Source organism: Janthinobacterium sp. PAMC25594, from assembly GCF_019443505.1.
In the GTDB taxonomy this organism is placed as follows: domain Bacteria; phylum Pseudomonadota; class Gammaproteobacteria; order Burkholderiales; family Burkholderiaceae_D; genus Janthinobacterium.
Map to the genome: position 1 here is coordinate 4,794,778 of NZ_CP080377.1, position 17,536 is coordinate 4,812,313.

Here is a 17,536-nt window from a genome sequence, read left to right on the forward strand (position 1 = left end):
ACAATATGCCGCACCGGATTTTTCCATGCCCGCCGCTGGCGCCGCTGTTTGTTTGGAAAACCGCTTCTTTTACCCGTTTTTCTACCGTGTCAGGAATGAAATGCAGCAGACCCCGATTCGATCCTTCCTCTGCGCGCTGGCGCTGGCCGCCGGCATCGTCCCTGCCGCGCAGGCTGCCGGTGCCGCCCAGCCGGCCACCATGCGCCTCGATTACCAGCACAGCGGCAATGCGCTGGGCGAGCATTATGCGGTCGAGCGCGTGCTGGTCGAACCCTTGCCATGGCCGGGCAATCTGGCGCGTCCCATCGATGACAGCAACCGCGGCAACAACCTGCTGGAAGTGGTCGATATCCAGTCGGGCAAGGTGCTGTATTCGCGCGGCTTCTCCACCATTTTCGGTGAATGGGCCAGCACCGACGAAGCGAAAACCACCACGCGCGCGTTCCAGGAATCCGTGCGTTTCCCGCAGCCCGAGCACCCCGTGCGCGTGCGCATTCTCAAGCGCGACGAACGCGGCCTGTTTTCCATTGTGTGGAGCACCGATGTCGACCCGGCGGCGCAGGAGGTGATCCGCAAGCAGCCGCCCGCGCCGGTCAAGCCGATCCCGATCCGCATCAGTGGCCCCTCGTCCGGGAAGGTCGACCTGCTGATCATGGGCGACGGCTACACGGCCGCCGAAATGGGCAAGTTCGAAGCGACGGCGCGGAAATTGGCCGAACACCTGTTTACGGTCTCGCCGTTCCGCGAGCGGGCCAATGACTTCAACGTGTGGGCCATGGCCGCGCCGACGCAGGAGTCGGGCGTGTCGCGTCCATCGACGGGCGTGCACCATGCGTCGCCGCTGGGCACGCGCTACGATATTTTCGGCAGCGAGCGTTATGTGCTGACGACGGACAACCGCGCCCTGCGCGACCTGGCGCAGTATGCGCCGTATGAATTCATCGAAATCCTCGTCAACAACGACACCTACGGCGGTGGCGGCATCTTCGGCCAGTTCAGCACGGCGGCAGCCAACAACGACTGGGCCAATTACCTGTTCGTGCATGAATTCGGCCACCATTTCGCCGGCCTGGCCGATGAGTACTACACTTCGCCCGTGGCCTATCAGTCGAATGGCGAGCGGCAGGAACCGTGGGAGTCGAACGCCACGGCGCTGCGCGATCCGTCCAAACTGAAATGGCAGAGCCACGTCAAGGCGGGCACGCCGCTGCCGACGCCATGGCCGAAGGAAGCCTACGACAGCCATGCGCGCGAGTACCAGAAGCAGCGCGCGGCCCTGCGCGCGGCCAACCGCCCGGAAAGCGAGATGAGCGATTTGTTCAAGGCCGACCTGGCGTACACGCAGCAGCTGTTCTCGAAGGCGCCGCAGCGCCATGCTGTGGGCGCCTTCGAAGGCGCGAACTACGAGTCGTCCGGCTACTACCGGCCCGAGATGCAATGCATCATGTTCGACCGCAGCGAGACCTTCTGCTCCGTATGCCAGGATGGCATCAGCACCATCATCGACTTGTATTCGCGTCCCGCGGCGCCGCGCCAATAATCCTTTCAGCGCAGTGCCGCAAGGCATGGTGGGCCATGTTGCAACGCAATAGCATGGTCCCCAGTTTTATCGTTCCCCGCCTTGCGCCTCGCGCCACGGCGCCGCGCAGCTTGTGTTTCAGGCAATCTCCCCTTCTTTTGTACGGCCGCTTTTTTATGCGCCAGCCCCGCGATATTATCAAATAAGCACCGCGATTCGATTGCTTATCAATTAGTCCATTTAAATAATATTGATGTAGAATTTGATGTGTATCAATGTTGCATTGCCGCAATCGCACTTATAGTTGACCTAGCTCAAAACGATAAGCATGCGGACCGGACTCATCGCGAATCACGTATCTAAATGCTGTAGAGTAATTTTCGCCCCGTACCAGTTCCCTGAGAATGCACTGGTGCCGGCCTCGAATTTCAGTGACGGAAGCCGATTCATGAAGATGCAGACCCCCGCGCCTGACGCGTGCAATACCCTCCATCCCCACACACCGATTGCCTTGCCGTACGCGCGCGCAGGCGGCGTGACCCTGGCCATGAGCGCGGCCGCCATGCGCGCCGGCGCGGTGCGCTGCGTGCGTGCGGCCACGCCGTGGCCCGCCCTGCGTCCAGTCCAGGCATGACGGCCGACTTGCGCCCACACTTGCCTTTGCAGGGCAAGCGGGGCCTGGTGGTGGGCATCGCCAACGCGCAAAGCATCGCCTGGGGCTGCGCCAGCGCATTGCGCGCGGCCGGCGCCGAACTGGCCGTGACCTGGCTCAATGACAAGGCGCGTCCGCATGTGGAACCGCTGGCGCAGCAAGTGCAGGCGGCCATCATGGCGCCGCTCGACGTGGCCGTGCCAGGCCAGCTCGAAGCGCTGTTTGCGCAGATCGAGCGGCAGTGGGGGAGGCTCGATTTCGTCGTCCATTCCATCGCTTACGCGCCCAAACAGGACTTGCATGGCCGCGTCACGGACAGTTCGGCTGACGGCTTCGCGCAGGCGATGGATATCTCCTGCCACTCCTTCATGCGCATGGCGAAGCTGGCCGAACCGCTGATGCCGGACGGCGGCAGCCTGATGACCATGAGTTACCTGGGCGCCGAGGAAGTCATCGCCGACTATGGCCTGATGGGGCCAGTGAAGGCGGCGCTGGAAGCATCGGTGCGCTACCTGGCGGCGGAACTGGGCCCGCAAGGCATCCGCGTCAATGCCATCTCGCCGGGGCCCCTGGAAACGCGGGCCGCTTCCGGCATTGCCCATTTCGACCGCCTGATGGCCGACGCCATCGAACGCTCGCCCATGCGCTGCCTGGCCACCATCGAGGACGTGGGCGCGCTGTGCGCCTTCCTCGCCGGCGACGGCGCGCGCGCCATCACGGGCGGCACCTTGTATGTCGATGGCGGCTACAACATTCTGAATTGACTGGAAGAAGAAGATGATCATGCCTGTTCCCGCTTTATCTGCGTGCGCCAGGATGGCCGCGCTGGCCACTGCACTGGCCACCACGCTGGCCCTGGCCGGCTGCGCCTCGATGGCGCCGCCGTATGCGCCACCGCCGCTGCCCGTGGCGGCGCAGTATCCGGAAACCGATCCCGCCGGCGCGCACGCGGCGGACATCGCCTGGCAAGCCTACTTTGCCGATGCGCGCCTGCAGGCGCTGATTGCGCAGGCGCTTGCCAGCAACCGCGATATTCGCATCGCCGCCCTGCGCGTGGAAGAGGCGCGCGCCGCGTATGGCATCCAGCGCGCGGAACAATTCCCCACCATTGCGCTGGGCGCCTCCGGCAGCCGTGCGCGCGTGCCCGGTGACCTGAGTGTGACGGGCCGCCCCATGACGAGCGCGCAGTACCAGACGGGCTTGAACGTGAGCGCCTGGGAGCTCGATTTCTGGGGCCGCGTGCGCAGCCTGAAGGACAGCGCGCTGCAAACCCTGCTGGCCAGTGACGAGGCGCGCCGCGCCGTCAGCGTGGCCCTGGTGGCGCAGGTGGCCAATGGCTACCTGGGCCTGCGCGAACTCGATGAACGGGTGGCACTGGCGCGCGCCACGGTCGACAGCCGCGCCGAGTCGCTGCGCATCTTTACGCGTCGCTTCGAGGTCGGGTCGATTTCCAAACTGGACCTGACGCAGGTGGAAACCCTGCTCAGCCAGGCCCTCTCGCTGTCGGCGCAGCTGGAGCAGGCGCGCGCCGTGCAGGCGCACGCGCTGGCCCAGCTGGTGGGCGGCCCGGTCGACCTGACTCCGGACACGCGCCGCTTCGACGACGCCAGCGTGCTGCAGCCGCTGCATGCGGGCCTGCCCTCGGCCTTGCTCACGCAGCGTCCCGACCTGATGGCGGCCGAGCATCAACTGCGCGCCGCGCAAGCCAATATCGGCGCCGCGCGCGCCGCCTTCTTTCCCACCATTTCGCTGACGGCCGCTTACGGCACGGCCAGCGCGGAATTGAGCGGCCTGTTCGACTCGGGCAGCGGCGCCTGGAGTTTCGCGCCGCGCCTGGTGCTGCCGATCTTTGACGCGGGCCGCATCCGCGCCAACATGGACCTGGCCGAGGTACGCCGCGACGTGGCCGTGGCCAATTATGAAAAGAGCGTGCAGGGCGCGTTTCGCGAAGTGGCCGACGCGTTGTCGAACCGGCGCTGGCTGGCGCTGCAGGTCGACATCGGCAAGACCACGCTGGCCGCGCAGAGCGAACGCGCGCGCCTGGCCAAGCTGCGCTATGACAATGGCGCCGCGCCCTACCTGGAAGTGCTCGATGCGCAGCGCGACCTGCTGACGGTCGAGCAGCAACTGGTGCAGACGCGCCGCGCGCTGCTCTCCAGCCAGGTCAGCCTGTATGCGGCCCTGGGCGGCGGCGCACCCGCCGCCTCTGCCGCCGCTTCCACCCACTAATTTGATCGCCCCGATACCATGACTCCACAACTGAAGAAAAAACTCATCCCCGCGGCGCTCGTCGTGGCCGTTCTCGTGCTGGGCTATGTGGCCTGGCAAAAAATGCGTCCCACCGGCCCCGGTGAGGGTTTTGTCAGCGGCAATGGCCGCATCGAAGCGACGGAAATCGACGTCGCCACCAAGCTGGCCGGCCGCGTCAAGGAGATCCTCGTGCGCGAGGGCGACTTCGTCAAGGCGGGGCAGCCGCTGGCCACCATGCAGGTGGACTCGCTGACGGCCCAGCGCGACGAGGCGCGCGCGCGCCAGCAGCAGGCGTCCGACGCGGTGGTCGGCGCGCAGGCGCAGGTGGCCGTGCGCGAGAGCGACAAGGCGGCCGCGCTGGCCCTGGTGGCGCAGCGTGAAAGCGAACTCGATGCGGCCCGCCGCCGCCTGGCCCGCTCGGAAACCTTGTCGAAAGAGGGCGCTTCTTCGGTGCAGGAACTCGACGACGACCGCGCCCGCGTGCGCAGCGTGGCCGCCGCCCTGAATGCGGCCAAGGCGCAGGTGACTGCGGCGCAGGCGGCCATCGACGCGGCCAAGGCGCAAGTGGTGGGTTCGCGTTCGGCCGTGACGGCCGCCGAGGCGACCACCGCGCGCATCGACGCCGACCTGGCCGATGGCCAGCTGGCGGCGCCGCGCGACGGCCGCGTGCAATACCTGGTGGCGCAGCAGGGCGAAGTGCTGGCTGGTGGCGGCAAGGTGCTCAACCTGGTCGACCTGTCGGACGTCTACATGACCTTTTTCCTGCCCGAGACGGCGGCCGGCAAGGTGGCGATGGGCGGCGAAGTGCGCATCATCCTCGATGCGGCGCCCAATTACGTGATTCCGGCGACGATCTCGTTTGTCGCCGCCAGCGCGCAGTTCACGCCGAAGACGGTGGAAACGGCCAGCGAGCGCCAGAAGCTGATGTTCCGCGTGAAAGCGCAGATCAGCCGCGAGCTGCTGCAAAAGCATCTGGCTTTGGTAAAAGTGGGCTTGCCCGGCGTAGCCTGGGTGCGTCTCGATGCAAAGCAGGCATGGCCGGCTGAACTGACGGCCAAGGTCCCGCAGTGACCATGGACGTGACCCCATTTGTCGTCAGTATCAAGGGCGTCAGCCAGCATTACGGCAAGACGGTGGCGCTCGACGCCATCGACCTCGATGTGCCGGCCGGCTGCATGGTGGGCTTGATCGGGCCCGATGGCGTGGGCAAATCGAGCCTGCTGTCGCTGGTGGCCGGCGCGCGCGCCGTGCAGCAGGGCAGCGTGATGGCGCTGGGCGGCGACATGCGCGATGCGCGCCATCGCGACGATGTCTGTCCGCGCATCGCCTACATGCCGCAAGGCCTGGGCAAGAATCTGTATCCGACTTTGTCTGTCGAGGAAAACCTGCAGTTTTTCGCGCGCCTGTTCGGCCACGATGCCGCCGAACGCCGGCGCCGCATCGACCAGCTGACCCGCAGCACGGGCTTGCACCCGTTCCTGGCGCGCCCGGCGGGCAAGCTGTCGGGCGGCATGAAGCAGAAACTGGGCCTGTGCTGCGCGCTGATCCACGATCCCGACCTGCTCATTCTCGATGAGCCGACCACCGGCGTCGATCCGCTGGCGCGCGCCCAGTTCTGGGACCTGATCGCCGGCATTCGCGTGCAGCGCCCGCAAATGAGCGTGATGGTCGCCACCGCCTACATGGATGAGGCACAGCGCTTCGACTGGCTGGTCGCCATGGATGATGGCAAGGTGCTCGATACGGGCACGCCGGCCGAACTGCTGGCGCGCACGCAAAGCGACAACCTGGAGGCGGCCTTCATCAAGCTGCTGCCGGAAGCCAAGCGCGCAGGCCACCAGCCCGTGGTCATCACGCCGCTGGACGCGGCCAGCGCGCAGGACGTCGCCATCGAGGCGAAAGATCTGACCATGCGCTTCGGCGATTTCACGGCCGTCGACCATGTGAATTTCCGCATCGGTCGCGGCGAGATCTTCGGCTTTCTCGGCTCGAATGGCTGCGGCAAGTCGACCACCATGAAGATGCTCACGGGCCTGCTGCCGGCAACGGAAGGCAAGGCCTGGCTGTTCGGCAAGGAAGTCGATTCCAGCGATATCGACACGCGCCGCAGGGTCGGTTACATGTCGCAGGCATTTTCCCTGTACAGCGAACTGACGGTGCGCCAGAACCTGGTGCTGCATGCGCGCCTGTTCCACGTGCCGGAAGCGGAAATCGCCGCGCGCATCGACGAAATGGCGCAGCGCTTCGACTTGCGCGAAGTGATGGACGACCTGCCCGACAGCCTGCCGTTGGGCATACGCCAGCGTTTGTCGCTGGCCGTGGCCATGGTGCACAAGCCGGAAATGCTGATCCTCGACGAGCCCACGTCCGGCGTCGACCCGATCGCGCGCGACAATTTCTGGCGCTTGATGATCGAGCTGGCGCGGCGCGACCGCGTCACCATCTTTATCTCCACCCACTTCATGAACGAGGCCGAGCGCTGCGACCGCATCTCGCTGATGCACGCGGGTAAAGTGCTGGTCAGCGATGCACCGGCCGAACTGGTACGCAAGAAGGGGGCACCGTCGCTGGAAGCGGCCTTCATCGCCTACCTGGAAGAGGCGGGCGGCGGCACGGCGCCGGCGGAGCAGGAAAGCGAGGTGCCCGCGCAGAAGGCTGAAGTGGCCGCACCGCAGCAGGAACACCGGCGCAGCCGCTTCAGTCTTGGGCGCATGCTCAGCTACATGTGGCGCGAAACGCTGGAATTGCGGCGCGACCCCGTGCGCCTGACCCTGGCGCTGGGCGGCTCCGTGCTGCTGCTGTTCGTCATCGGCTTCGGCATCAGCCTGGATGTGGAAGACCTCAGTTATGCGGTGCTCGACCACGACCAGACCACCCTGAGCCAGAATTACACGAACAACCTGGCCGGTTCGCGCTACTTCGTCGAGCGCCCGCCGCTGCGCGACTATGCCGATATCGACAAGCGCATGCGCAGCGGCGAACTGTCGCTGGCCATCGAGATTCCGCCCGGCTTTGCGCGCGACGTGCAGCGCGGCGCGCCGGCCCAGGTGGGCGCCTGGATCGACGGCGCCATGCCGATGCGCGCCGAAACCGTGCAGGGCTACGTGCAGGGCATGCATCAGCTGTGGCTGGCCGACCAGGCCCTGCACCGCTATGGCATCAAGATGAACAATCCCGTCGCCATCCAGACGCGCTACCGCTACAACCCGGACGTGAAAAGCCTGCCGGCCATGGTGCCGGCCGTGATTCCCTTGCTGCTGCTGATGCTGCCGGCCATGCTGGCGGCGCTGTCCGTGGTGCGTGAAAAGGAACTCGGGTCCATCATCAACCTGTACGTGACGCCCGTCACGCGCCTGGAATTCTTGCTCGGCAAGCAGGTGCCGTACGTCGTGCTGGCCATGTTCAACTTCGCCCTCATGGCGCTGCTGGCGGTCACCGCCTTCGGCGTGCCGGTCAAGGGCAGCTTGCTGACCTTGATCGGCGCCACCTTCATCTTCAATATCTGCGCCACCGGCATCGGGCTGTTCGCCTCGACGTTTACGCGCAGCCAGATCGCGGCCCTGTTCGTGACCATGATCGGCACCATGATCCCGGCCATCCAGTTTTCCGGCCTGCTCAATCCCGTCTCGTCGATGGAAGGCGTGGGCAAGGCGATCGGCCTGATGTACCCGGCCACGCACATGCTCAATATCAGCAGGGGCGTGTTCAACAAGGCGCTGGGCTTTGGCGACTTGCACGCCTCGTTCTGGCCCCTGCTCGTGGCGATCCCCGTGATCCTCGGCGTGACGGTGGCGCTGCTGAAGAAACAGGAGTCGTAAGCGTATGCGCCATCTTGAAAATATCTACCGCCTGGGCGTGAAGGAAATCTGGAGCCTGATCCGCGATCCGATGATGCTGATCCTGATCCTCTACACCTTCACTTTGGCCATCTACGTGGCCGCCACGGCCAAGCCGGAAACCCTGCACATGGCCTCGATCGCCATCGTCGACGAGGATGGCTCGCCGCTGTCCGGGCGCATCGCCTCGGCCTTCTTCCCGCCGCAGTTCACGCCGCCGGCCATGATCAACCAGAGCCAGGTCGATGCGGGCCTGGACGCGGGCCGGTACACCTTCGTGCTGACGATACCGCCCAAGCTGCAGGCGGACGTGCTGGGCGGGCGCCAGGCGGAGCTGCAACTGAACGTGGACGCCACGCGCATGAGCCAGGCCTTCAGCGGCAGCGGCTACATCCAGCAGATCGTCGCCGGTGAAATATCCGAATTCGCCAAACGCTATCGCGGCGCGACGGTCTCGCCGGTGGAGCTGGTGATGCGCGCGCGCTTCAACCCATCGCTGAGCCAGGCGTGGTTTGGCTCGCTGATGGAGCTCATCAACCAGGTGACGATGCTGTCGATCATTTTGACGGGGGCGGCGCTGATCCGCGAGCGCGAACACGGCACCATCGAGCATTTGCTGGTGATGCCCGTGACGCCGGCCGAAATCATGCTGGGCAAGGTCTGGTCGATGGGCCTGGTGGTGCTGCTGGCCGCCGCCCTGTCGCTGAACCTGGTGGTGCGCGGCATGCTGCACGTGCCGATCGAAGGCTCGATCGCGCTGTTCCTGTGCGGCGCGGCCCTGCACCTGTTTGCCACCACCTCGATGGGCATTTTTCTCGCCACCGTGGCGCGCAGCATGCCGCAGTTCGGCATGCTGCTGATCCTCGTGCTGCTGCCGCTGCAGATGCTCTCGGGCGGCAGCACGCCGCGCGAAAGCATGCCCGAACTGGTGCAGAACATCATGCTGATCGCACCGACCACGCATTTCGTCGAACTGAGCCAGGCGATCCTGTACCGGGGCGCCGGCATCGACGTGGTATGGAAACCGTTCCTGGCCCTGCTGGCCATCGGCACGGCCCTGTTTACCTTCGCGCTGGCGCGCTTTCGCAAGACCATCAGCCAGATGGCGTAGCCCCCCGCGCCGGAATGGTCCGGCGTTTTTTTGCATGAAAAGGATAGCCATGAAGATCGAAACTGCACCATTTTTCTCCACCGGCGGCTTGCCGTCGCTGGGCGTGCTGGGCGACTATGCGCGCGACTCGTGGCAGCGCATCGTGCTGTACGCGGACGTGATGCGCCGGCGCGGCAACCAGTACCAGGAGCATCTGGCCGAGGAAGTGCCGAACGTGCTGGACTTCCCCGCCGAACTGGTGATGTCCGGCCTGGAGCTGGCGCGCCCCGTCAACTACGGCCTGGCGCGCATATTGACGCCCGATACACCGCAGCCAGATCCAGGCAAGCGGCCATTCGTCGTCGTCGACCCGCGCGCTGGCCACGGTCCCGGCATCGGCGGCTTCAAGGCCGAGAGCGAAATCGGCGTGGCCCTGCGCGCCGGCCATCCGTGCTACTTCATCGGCTTCCTGCCCGATCCCGTGCCGGGACAGACGGTGGAAGACGTGATGCACGCCGAGGCGGCCTTCCTGGAAAAAGTCATCGCCCTGCATCCGCTCAGCGAGGGCAAGCCCGTCGTCATCGGCAATTGCCAGGCGGGCTGGCAAATCCTCATGACGGCGGCCATGCGCCCGGAGCTGTTCGGCCCCATCATCGTGGCCGGCGCGCCCGTGTCGTACTGGGCCGGCTGGCATGGCCGCAACCCGATGCGCTATGCGGGTGGCCTGATGGGTGGCAGCTGGGCCACGGCGCTGGCGGGCGACCTGGGCAAGGGCCGTTTCGACGGCGCCAGCCTGGTGCAGAATTTCGAGAAGCTGAACCCGGCCAACACCCTGTGGAGCAAGCAGTACAACCTGTACGCGAACATCGATACGGAAGCGCCCCGTTATCTGGAATTTGAAAAATACTGGGGCGGCCACGTGTTCCTCAACGACGTCGAGATGCAGTACATCGTCGACAATCTGTTCATCGGCAACCGCCTGGCCACGGCGGAGTTGATCACTTCCGATGGCGTGCGTCTGGACTTGCGCAATATCCGTTCGCCCATCGTCGTATTCTGCTCGAACGGCGACAACATCACGCCGCCGCCGCAGGCGCTGGGCTGGATCACGGACCTGTACCGCGACGACAACGATGTGCTGCTGCACGACCAGACCATCGTGTATGCCGTGCATGACAGCATTGGCCACCTGGGCATTTTCGTCTCGGCCAAGGTGGGGCACAAGGAACACCAGAAATTCGCCAGCAATATCGACCTGATCAACCTGCTGCCGGCCGGCATCTACGAAGCGCGGATCGTCGACAAGACGCCCGATACGCCGAACGCGGACCTGGCCAGCGGCGACTACGTGCTGCAGGTCGAGCATCGCGGCATCGAGGATGTGCGCGCCATCGTGCAGCCCAGCGTGGAAAATGACCGCAAATTCGCCGCTGTCGCGCGCGTGTCCGAAGTGAACCTGGCTTTGTACCGCACGTTTGCGCAGCCGTGGGTGCGCGCCATGGTCACGCCGCAGTCGGCGCGCTTGCTGCAGCTCACGCATCCGCTGCGCGTCTCGTACGAGCGCTGGACGGACCACAATCCGCTGGCCAAGCTGGTGGCCAAGGAGGCGGAAAAAGTGCGCGCTCAGCGCCAGCCGGTGGCGCCGGACAACCCGCTGCTGGCCATGCAGGAAGCCATCTCCGGCGCCATCACGGCCGGCTTGAACAGCTGGCGCGACTGGCGCGATACGGTGCAGGAAACCACTTTCGACATGATTTATGGCTCACCCCTGGTGCAGGCGCTGACGGGACAAGCCCTCGGCGACACCACGCCGCCGCGCCCGCATCCCGGTATCTCGCCCGAGCATTGCGAATACGTGCGTTGCGAAACGCGCAAGATGGACGAGGACATGCAGCATGGGGGCCTGGTGGAGGCGGCCGTGCGCGCGCTGTTCTACATCTACCGCTTCCGCATGATCGCCGACGAGCGCCGCGTCAACCTGGCCCTCAAATTGGTCAAGCCGCAGTACACGCAGGGCTTCAGCATGGAAGAATTCCGCGGCATCGTGCGCCAGCAGGCGCGTTTGATGCTGCATGATTTCGATGCCGCCATCGCCGCCTTGCCGACTTTGCTGTCGCGTGCGGAGCCGGATGCCATCGGCGCGCTGGGCGAATGGCTGCAGCAAGTGCTGCAAGTGCCCGAAGCGCCGACGCCGGACGAGGAAGCGAGCCTGCAGCAAATGCTGGCGGTATTCGAGCGTGCGATCAAGGCGCACGCGAAGGCGCTGCCACCGGCCGCGCATGCATCTCAAACTGCGTCCCAGCCTGCTGTCCAGGCCAAACCTGCCAAAAACACTACCTCTGCCTAGAAGACCACGATGACTACTACCCAAGACGATGATTTGCATATCGTGCGTAACCGCACCTTCGACCAGATCGCCATCGGCGACACCGCCAGCATCACGCGCACCCTGAGCATGGACGATATCGCCCTGTTCGCGGTGATGTCGGGCGATGACAACCCGCAGCACCTGGATGCCGAATTTGCCGCCTCCAGCCGCTACCAGGGCGTCATCGCGCACGGCATGTGGGGCGCGGCCCTCATTTCGGCCGTGCTGGGCACGCGCCTGCCCGGCGCCGGCACCGTCTACACGGGCCAGACCCTGCGTTTCCTGCAGCCCGTGCGCGTGGGCGATACGCTGGCCATCAGCGTCACCGTCACCGCGCGCGAGCCGCACAACCGCCACGTGACCCTGGCCTGCCGCTGCGTCAACCAGCATGGCGCCGTGGTGCTCGACGGCGAAGCGCAGGTGATCGCGCCCGCCGAACAGATCGAACGCAAGCGCGCCACTCTGCCCGAAGTGCGCCTGCATAACGGCGACGGCACGCGGCGCCTGCTGGAACACGCGCGCACGCTGGGTCCGATCCGGGTCGCCGTGATCCACCCGTGCGATGAACTGAGCCTGGCGGGCGCGCTCGATGCCCATGCGGCCGGCCTGATTACGCCCGTTCTGGTGGCGCCGCGCGCGCGCCTGGAAGCGGTGGCGGCCGAAGCGGGCCTGAGCCTGGAAGGCATCGCCATCGAGGACGTCGAACATAGCCATGCGGCCGCCGCGCGCGGCGCCGAACTGGCGGGCAAGGGCGAAGTGGAGGCGCTGATGAAGGGCAGCCTGCACACGGATGAACTGATGTCGGCCGTGCTGGCCGCCAGCGCCGGCCTGCGCACCAAGCGCCGCATCAGCCACTGCTTCCTGATGCAGACGCCCGCCTATCCGCGTCCTTTCATCATCACGGATGCGGCCATCAATATCGCGCCGAACCTGGCGATGAAGGCCGACATCGTGCGCAACGCCATCGACCTGGCGCACGTGATTGGCGTGGCCTGCCCGCGCGTGGCCATCCTGGCCGCCGTGGAAACCGTGAACGCGGACATGCCGGCCACGCTGGACGCGGCCGCCCTGTGCAAGATGGCCGACCGCGGCCAGATCACGGGGGCGATCCTCGATGGCCCGCTGGCCTTCGACAACGCCGTCTCGATCGCCGCCGCCACCGTCAAGGGCATCGTCTCCGAGGTGGCGGGCCGCGCCGATATTTTGCTGGTACCCGACCTGGAGAGCGGCAACATGCTGGCCAAGCAGCTTGAATACATGGGTGATGCGGACAGCGCCGGCATCGTGCTGGGCGCGAAAATCCCCGTCATCCTCACCAGCCGCGCCGATTCGCGCGCCAGCCGCATCGCCTCGTGCGCCATCGCCGTGATGCTGGCCAATCATTACCGGAGCACGCCGCCATGAACGCACCCGTCCAACATGCCGCCGATGGCGCCCTGATCCTGGTGCTCAATTGCGGCTCGTCGAGCATCAAGTTCGCCCTGTTCGAGCAAGCGGACGGCATGCTGCCGCAGCAGGCGCAATGGGGTGGCAAGGTCGAAGGTATCGGCCGCGAAAACGCCACGTACCGCGCCGGCGGCCTGCCGGCGGTCGCCTTGCAGCTCGATGCGCAGCAGCCGCATCACGCGGCCCTCGAATACATCCGCGCGCAAGTGGTGGCGCAGCTGGACGGGCGTCCGCTGCGCGCCGTGGCGCATCGCGTGGTGCATGGCGGCAGCAAGTATTTTGCTCCCGTGCGCATCGATGCCAAGGTGCTGGCGGACCTGAAAAGTTTTGTGCCGCTCGCGCCGCTGCACCAGCCGTTCGCGCTGGAGGCGATCGAGGTGCTGCTCGAATCACGGCCCGACATCGCCCAGGTGGCGTGCTTCGACACGGCCTTCCACCACACGGTGCCGCAGGTCGAGCAGATGCTGGCCCTGCCTTACGATGCGTGGGAGCGGGGCTTGCGCCGCTACGGCTTCCACGGTCTGTCGTACGAATACCAGTCGCTGGTGCTGGAGCAGCGTTTTGGCGCTGTCGCGCGCGGCAAGGTCATCGTGGCCCACCTGGGTAGCGGCGCCAGTCTGTGCGCCATGGAGCACCTGCAAAGCGTGGCCACCACCATGGGCTTTTCCGCGCTCGATGGTCTGATGATGGGCACGCGCTGCGGTTCGCTCGATCCGGGCGCCGTGATCTACCTGATGGAAATCGAAAAACTGTCGCTGGAAAAAGTGGCGCATGTGCTGTACCACGAGTCGGGCTTGCTGGGCGTGTCGGGCGTGTCGGCCGATCCGCCGGTGCTGCTGGCGCAGCAGGACCGGCAGGATGCCACGGGTGAGCGCATCCGCGCCGCGCTGGCCCTGTATATCCGCCGCATCGTGCGTGAAATCGGCGCCCTGACGGCCGTGCTCGGTGGGCTGGACATGCTGGTGTTTACGGCCGGTATCGGCGAGCATAGCGCCGAACTGCGCCAGCGCATCTGCGCCGAGCTCGGTTTCATCGGCCCCGTGCTCGATGCGCAGGCCAATGCGCGCAACGCCAGCCGTATTTCCACCGATGCCAGCCGCATCGTGGTGGGCGTGGAACCGGCAAATGAGGAGTGGGTGGCGGCGCGCCATGCGGCGCTGGCCGTGGGCGCATGAGGATCTGAAGCGGCAGGCGGCGCTCGATGAGAAATTTTGCCGAATTGCACATATTTCTCGTTGAGTGCGCTACCGCACTGTGTGGTTTGCCAATTATCTTTACTATGAAGTCATGCCATTGCGCTACATCAAGAAACAGCGCGATGCCTGGCAAACTTTGAACATTTTGCCCGCCTTTAGTAAGAATAAAATTAAACCATATTGAAAGGTCTCATCATGAACAAATTACTCGCCGCCCTGATCGCCACCCTGTTTGCTACCGCCGCCTTCGCTCAAACCGCGCCGGCTACCGAAGCTGTCGTGAAAGCCCAGGCTTCCGCGCAAAAAGATGTCAACAAGGCTGCCGCTTCGGAAGCCAAAGTCGATGCCAAGGCTGACGCCAACGTCGCCAAGGCTGAAATGAAGGCTGACGAAAAGAAAGCCGACGCCCATCACAAGGCCAATAAAACCAAGGCCAAGGCTCACGACAAAGTCGTCAGCGCCGATGCGGAAGACAAGCTGAAAGCGGAAGCCAAGGCCGATAAAACCGATGCCAAGGCCGATGCGAAAGCCACCAAGACGGCCGTGAAAGCGAACGCCAAGGTCGCCAAGGAAAAAGTGGAAGCGAACGCCGATAAAGCCCTCGCCGCCACCAAGACGGCAGAAACCAAGGCCAAAGCCGACGCTGAAGTCAAGGCCGCCGCCGCCAAGTAATTCCCCGTTTGCGGGCCACGGCCTGCAAGCCCCAAAGACAGCTTCGGCTGTCTTTTTTTTTCGTCCGCCACTTTTCTTTGGCACCGCTTGCCAGTCTTGATCTGGCGCAAATGCTCCTCTTTTCGCCGTGCCATAGTGAACTGGCAAACAGACGAAGGGAGACATCATGAGCACCGCTAAAACGAAAAAATCACCGGCCACCGGTTCAGCGGAAGGCGCGCCAGCCATGTCCGCCATGCAGTCCATGCCGGTCGAAGGCGACGTGCAGGCCGACGCCGATGCGGCCGGCGGCGACGCCATGCCAGGGCCGCGTCTGGGCGTGTCGTACGCGGATCAGGCGGCGCTCACCCAGGGCGCGGCCGCCGCGCATGCCGGCGACATGCCGGGCGGCGGCATGCAGCAGGCATCGCAGGGCATGGCAGGCGCCAGTTGCATGCACGTGGGCGATGGCGGCGGCATGGGGGGCGACCGCGACGACGGAGGGGGCGGAGGCGGTGCAGGTGGCATGGGCGGTGGAGGTGAGCAGGGCGGCGGCACGCCGCAAGTGCGCACCTGCGCCACGATGGACGTGCATCGCCGCCTGCTGACCGAAGATCCCTCCTATGCGAACGTACGCGCCGATATCGAAAACCTGGCCGGACTGTACGAGGGAGACAGCGGCATCGCCGGCCGTTCCGGCGTGACGCAGATACCGGTGGTGGTGCATGTGGTGTGGAACACGGCCGCGCAGAATATATCGGATGCGCAGATCGCCAGCCAGATCGATGTGCTGAACCGCGATTTCCGGCGCGTCAACCCGGATGTGAACAGCACGCCGGCACCGTTCCTGCCGCTGACGTCCGATGCGCGCGTGGAATTCGCGCTGGCCACCACCGATCCGAACGGTGCGGCTAGCAGCGGCATCGAGCGGCGCCAGACGGCGGTGGCCTCGTTTGGCGCGGATGATGCCGTCAAGTCGCAGGCAACGGGCGGCATGGACGCCTGGCCGGCAGACAGTTACCTGAATATCTGGGTGTGCCAGCTGGGCGGCGGCTTGCTCGGTTACGCGCAGTTCCCCGGCGGCCCGGCCGCCACCGACGGCGTGGTGATCCTGCAATCGGCCTTCGGCACGACCGGCACGGCGGCGCCGCCGTTCCACCTGGGGCGCACGGCCACGCATGAAATCGGCCACTGGCTGAACCTGAACCATATATGGGGTGACGACGGCACCGGGTGCTCGGGCACGGACAATGTCGCCGACACGCCGAACCAGGGCGGGCCGAACACGGGCCAGCCTTCATTTCCGCATATTTCCTGCAGCAACGGACCGAATGGCGACATGTTCATGAACTACATGGATTATGTCGACGATCCCGCCATGTTCATGTTCACGGCGGGCCAGGTGGCGCGCATGCAGGCCTGCCTCGATGGTCCGCGCGCCAGCATCGGCACGGGAACGGGCGGCACGGGCGCCACGCCGCGCCAGAGTTCCTCGCCCGTCGTGGCCTGGGGCGCGAACCGCCTCGACGTCTTCGTGGTGGGCACGGACCGCGCGCTGTATCACAAGGCCTGGAATGGCTCGGCCTGGGCGCCATCGGTCACCGGCTATGAAGGGCAGGGTGGTATTTGTACCAGTGCGCCGCAAGTGGTCTCGTGGGCGCCGAACCGGCTCGATGTGTTCGTCACGGGCACCGACAGCGGTCTGTTTCACAAATCGTGGAATGGCACGGCGTGGGCGCCGTCCCTGACCGGTTATGAAGCGATGGGCGGCTTGTGCGTGGGTGACCCGCGCGCCGTGGCCTGGGGACCGAATCGCATCGACGTGTTTGTCGTCGGTACGGACCGTGGCCTGTATCACAAGTGGTGGAACGGCTCCGCCTGGGGGCCATCCTTGACGGGCTATGAAGCCATAGGCGGTCTGTGCCTGGGCCAGCCGGAAGCGGTGGCGTGGGGACCGAACCGCCTGGACGTGTTCGTCATCGGCACGGACCGGGCCCTGTACCACAAGTGGTGGAACGGCACGGCCTGGGGACCGTCGCTGACGGGCTACGAGCGCCTGGGGGGCATTTGCACCTCGTCGCCGAAGGCCGTGGCATGGGGACCGAACCGGCTTGATGTGTTTGTCACCGGTACCGATGGCGCGCTGTACCACAAGTGGTGGGATGGCGCGAAATGGGGGCCGTCCATCGATGGCTTCGAGCGCCTGGGCGGCATTTGCGTGGGCGAGGTGGAGGCCGTGTCGTGGGCGGCCAACCGGCTCGACCTGTTCGTCATCGGCACCGATAGCGCCCTGTACCACAAGGCCTGGAACGGCAGCGCCTGGAGTCCGTCGCTGACGGGCTTTGACAACCTGGGCGGCGTGTGTACCTCGCGTCCGCGCGCCACGGCCTGGGCGGCCAACCGCCTCGACGTGTTTGTCACGGGCACGAATGGCGCCCTGTTCCACAAGGCGTGGAACGGCACGGCCTGGTCGCCCTCCGTGAGCGGCTATGAAAGCCTGGGCGGCGTGGTATCGTGTTTCTGACGTC

General features: G+C 65.6%; 12 protein-coding genes. All 12 read left to right on the top strand.

Annotated features, from left to right (window positions below; translation table 11 throughout):
* Nucleotides 1-100: 100 nt before the first annotated feature.
* The 12 genes from KY494_RS21535 (at nucleotide 101) to KY494_RS21590 (ending at nucleotide 17,532) form a co-directional block, all read left to right on the top strand.
* Nucleotides 101-1,540 carry an IgA Peptidase M64 gene (locus KY494_RS21535; protein WP_219888182.1) on the top strand — a complete coding sequence of 480 codons (1,440 nt, stop codon included), beginning with the start codon at nucleotides 101-103 and terminating at the stop codon, nucleotides 1,538-1,540.
* Nucleotides 1,541-1,967: 427 nt separating this feature from the next.
* Nucleotides 1,968-2,153, top strand: a complete 186-nt coding sequence (locus KY494_RS21540) for a hypothetical protein (protein WP_219888183.1) — start codon at nucleotides 1,968-1,970, stop codon at nucleotides 2,151-2,153.
* Entirely contained in the window at nucleotides 2,150-2,935 is a 786-nt protein-coding gene (fabI, locus tag KY494_RS21545) for an enoyl-ACP reductase FabI (protein ID WP_219132704.1), read from the top strand. The genes KY494_RS21540 and fabI overlap by 4 nt, the downstream gene beginning before the upstream one ends.
* A gap of 13 nt (nucleotides 2,936-2,948) precedes the next feature.
* Nucleotides 2,949-4,400, top strand: a complete 1,452-nt coding sequence (locus tag KY494_RS21550) for an efflux transporter outer membrane subunit (protein ID WP_219888184.1) — start codon at nucleotides 2,949-2,951, stop codon at nucleotides 4,398-4,400.
* A gap of 18 nt (nucleotides 4,401-4,418) precedes the next feature.
* On the top strand, nucleotides 4,419-5,492 hold the full coding sequence (locus tag KY494_RS21555) for an HlyD family secretion protein (RefSeq protein ID WP_219132706.1): 1,074 nt from the start codon (nucleotides 4,419-4,421) through the stop codon (nucleotides 5,490-5,492).
* Nucleotides 5,493-5,494: 2 nt separating this feature from the next.
* Nucleotides 5,495-8,239, top strand: a complete 2,745-nt coding sequence (rbbA, locus tag KY494_RS21560; RefSeq protein ID WP_219132707.1) for a ribosome-associated ATPase/putative transporter RbbA — start codon at nucleotides 5,495-5,497, stop codon at nucleotides 8,237-8,239.
* A gap of 4 nt (nucleotides 8,240-8,243) precedes the next feature.
* Nucleotides 8,244-9,368 carry an ABC transporter permease gene (locus KY494_RS21565; protein ID WP_219132708.1) on the top strand — a complete coding sequence of 375 codons (1,125 nt, stop codon included), beginning with the start codon at nucleotides 8,244-8,246 and terminating at the stop codon, nucleotides 9,366-9,368.
* Between the two features lie 49 nt (nucleotides 9,369-9,417).
* Nucleotides 9,418-11,694: a DUF3141 domain-containing protein gene (locus tag KY494_RS21570; protein WP_219888185.1), complete on the top strand. Its 2,277-nt coding sequence runs from the start codon at nucleotides 9,418-9,420 to the stop codon at nucleotides 11,692-11,694.
* 9 nt (nucleotides 11,695-11,703) lie between these two features.
* Nucleotides 11,704-13,119: a bifunctional enoyl-CoA hydratase/phosphate acetyltransferase gene (locus KY494_RS21575; protein WP_219888186.1), complete on the top strand. Its 1,416-nt coding sequence runs from the start codon at nucleotides 11,704-11,706 to the stop codon at nucleotides 13,117-13,119.
* Nucleotides 13,116-14,336 (top strand): acetate/propionate family kinase, encoded by a 1,221-nt coding sequence (locus KY494_RS21580; protein WP_219888187.1) that lies wholly within the window; start codon nucleotides 13,116-13,118, stop codon nucleotides 14,334-14,336. Before KY494_RS21575 ends, KY494_RS21580 begins: the two co-directional genes overlap by 4 nt.
* A 216-nt stretch (nucleotides 14,337-14,552) precedes the next feature.
* Nucleotides 14,553-15,029, top strand: coding sequence for a hypothetical protein (locus tag KY494_RS21585; protein WP_219132712.1), 477 nt, complete (start codon nucleotides 14,553-14,555; stop codon nucleotides 15,027-15,029).
* 166 nt (nucleotides 15,030-15,195) lie between these two features.
* On the top strand, nucleotides 15,196-17,532 hold the full coding sequence (locus KY494_RS21590; protein WP_219888188.1) for a M43 family zinc metalloprotease: 2,337 nt from the start codon (nucleotides 15,196-15,198) through the stop codon (nucleotides 17,530-17,532).
* Nucleotides 17,533-17,536 lie beyond the last annotated feature (4 nt).

Bases quoted from the DNA above. Each gene is read 5' to 3' on its own strand.
- KY494_RS21535 (WP_219888182.1), top strand. From the start codon at position 101: ATGCAGCAGACCCCGATTCGATCCTTCCTCTGCGCGCTGGCGCTGGCC.
- KY494_RS21540 (WP_219888183.1), top strand. From the start codon at position 1,968: ATGAAGATGCAGACCCCCGCGCCTGACGCGTGCAATACCCTCCATCCC.
- fabI (WP_219132704.1), top strand. From the start codon at position 2,150: ATGACGGCCGACTTGCGCCCACACTTGCCTTTGCAGGGCAAGCGGGGC.
- KY494_RS21550 (WP_219888184.1), top strand. From the start codon at position 2,949: ATGATCATGCCTGTTCCCGCTTTATCTGCGTGCGCCAGGATGGCCGCG.
- KY494_RS21555 (WP_219132706.1), top strand. From the start codon at position 4,419: ATGACTCCACAACTGAAGAAAAAACTCATCCCCGCGGCGCTCGTCGTG.
- rbbA (WP_219132707.1), top strand. From the start codon at position 5,495: ATGGACGTGACCCCATTTGTCGTCAGTATCAAGGGCGTCAGCCAGCAT.
- KY494_RS21565 (WP_219132708.1), top strand. From the start codon at position 8,244: ATGCGCCATCTTGAAAATATCTACCGCCTGGGCGTGAAGGAAATCTGG.
- KY494_RS21570 (WP_219888185.1), top strand. From the start codon at position 9,418: ATGAAGATCGAAACTGCACCATTTTTCTCCACCGGCGGCTTGCCGTCG.
- KY494_RS21575 (WP_219888186.1), top strand. From the start codon at position 11,704: ATGACTACTACCCAAGACGATGATTTGCATATCGTGCGTAACCGCACC.
- KY494_RS21580 (WP_219888187.1), top strand. From the start codon at position 13,116: ATGAACGCACCCGTCCAACATGCCGCCGATGGCGCCCTGATCCTGGTG.
- KY494_RS21585 (WP_219132712.1), top strand. From the start codon at position 14,553: ATGAACAAATTACTCGCCGCCCTGATCGCCACCCTGTTTGCTACCGCC.
- KY494_RS21590 (WP_219888188.1), top strand. From the start codon at position 15,196: ATGAGCACCGCTAAAACGAAAAAATCACCGGCCACCGGTTCAGCGGAA.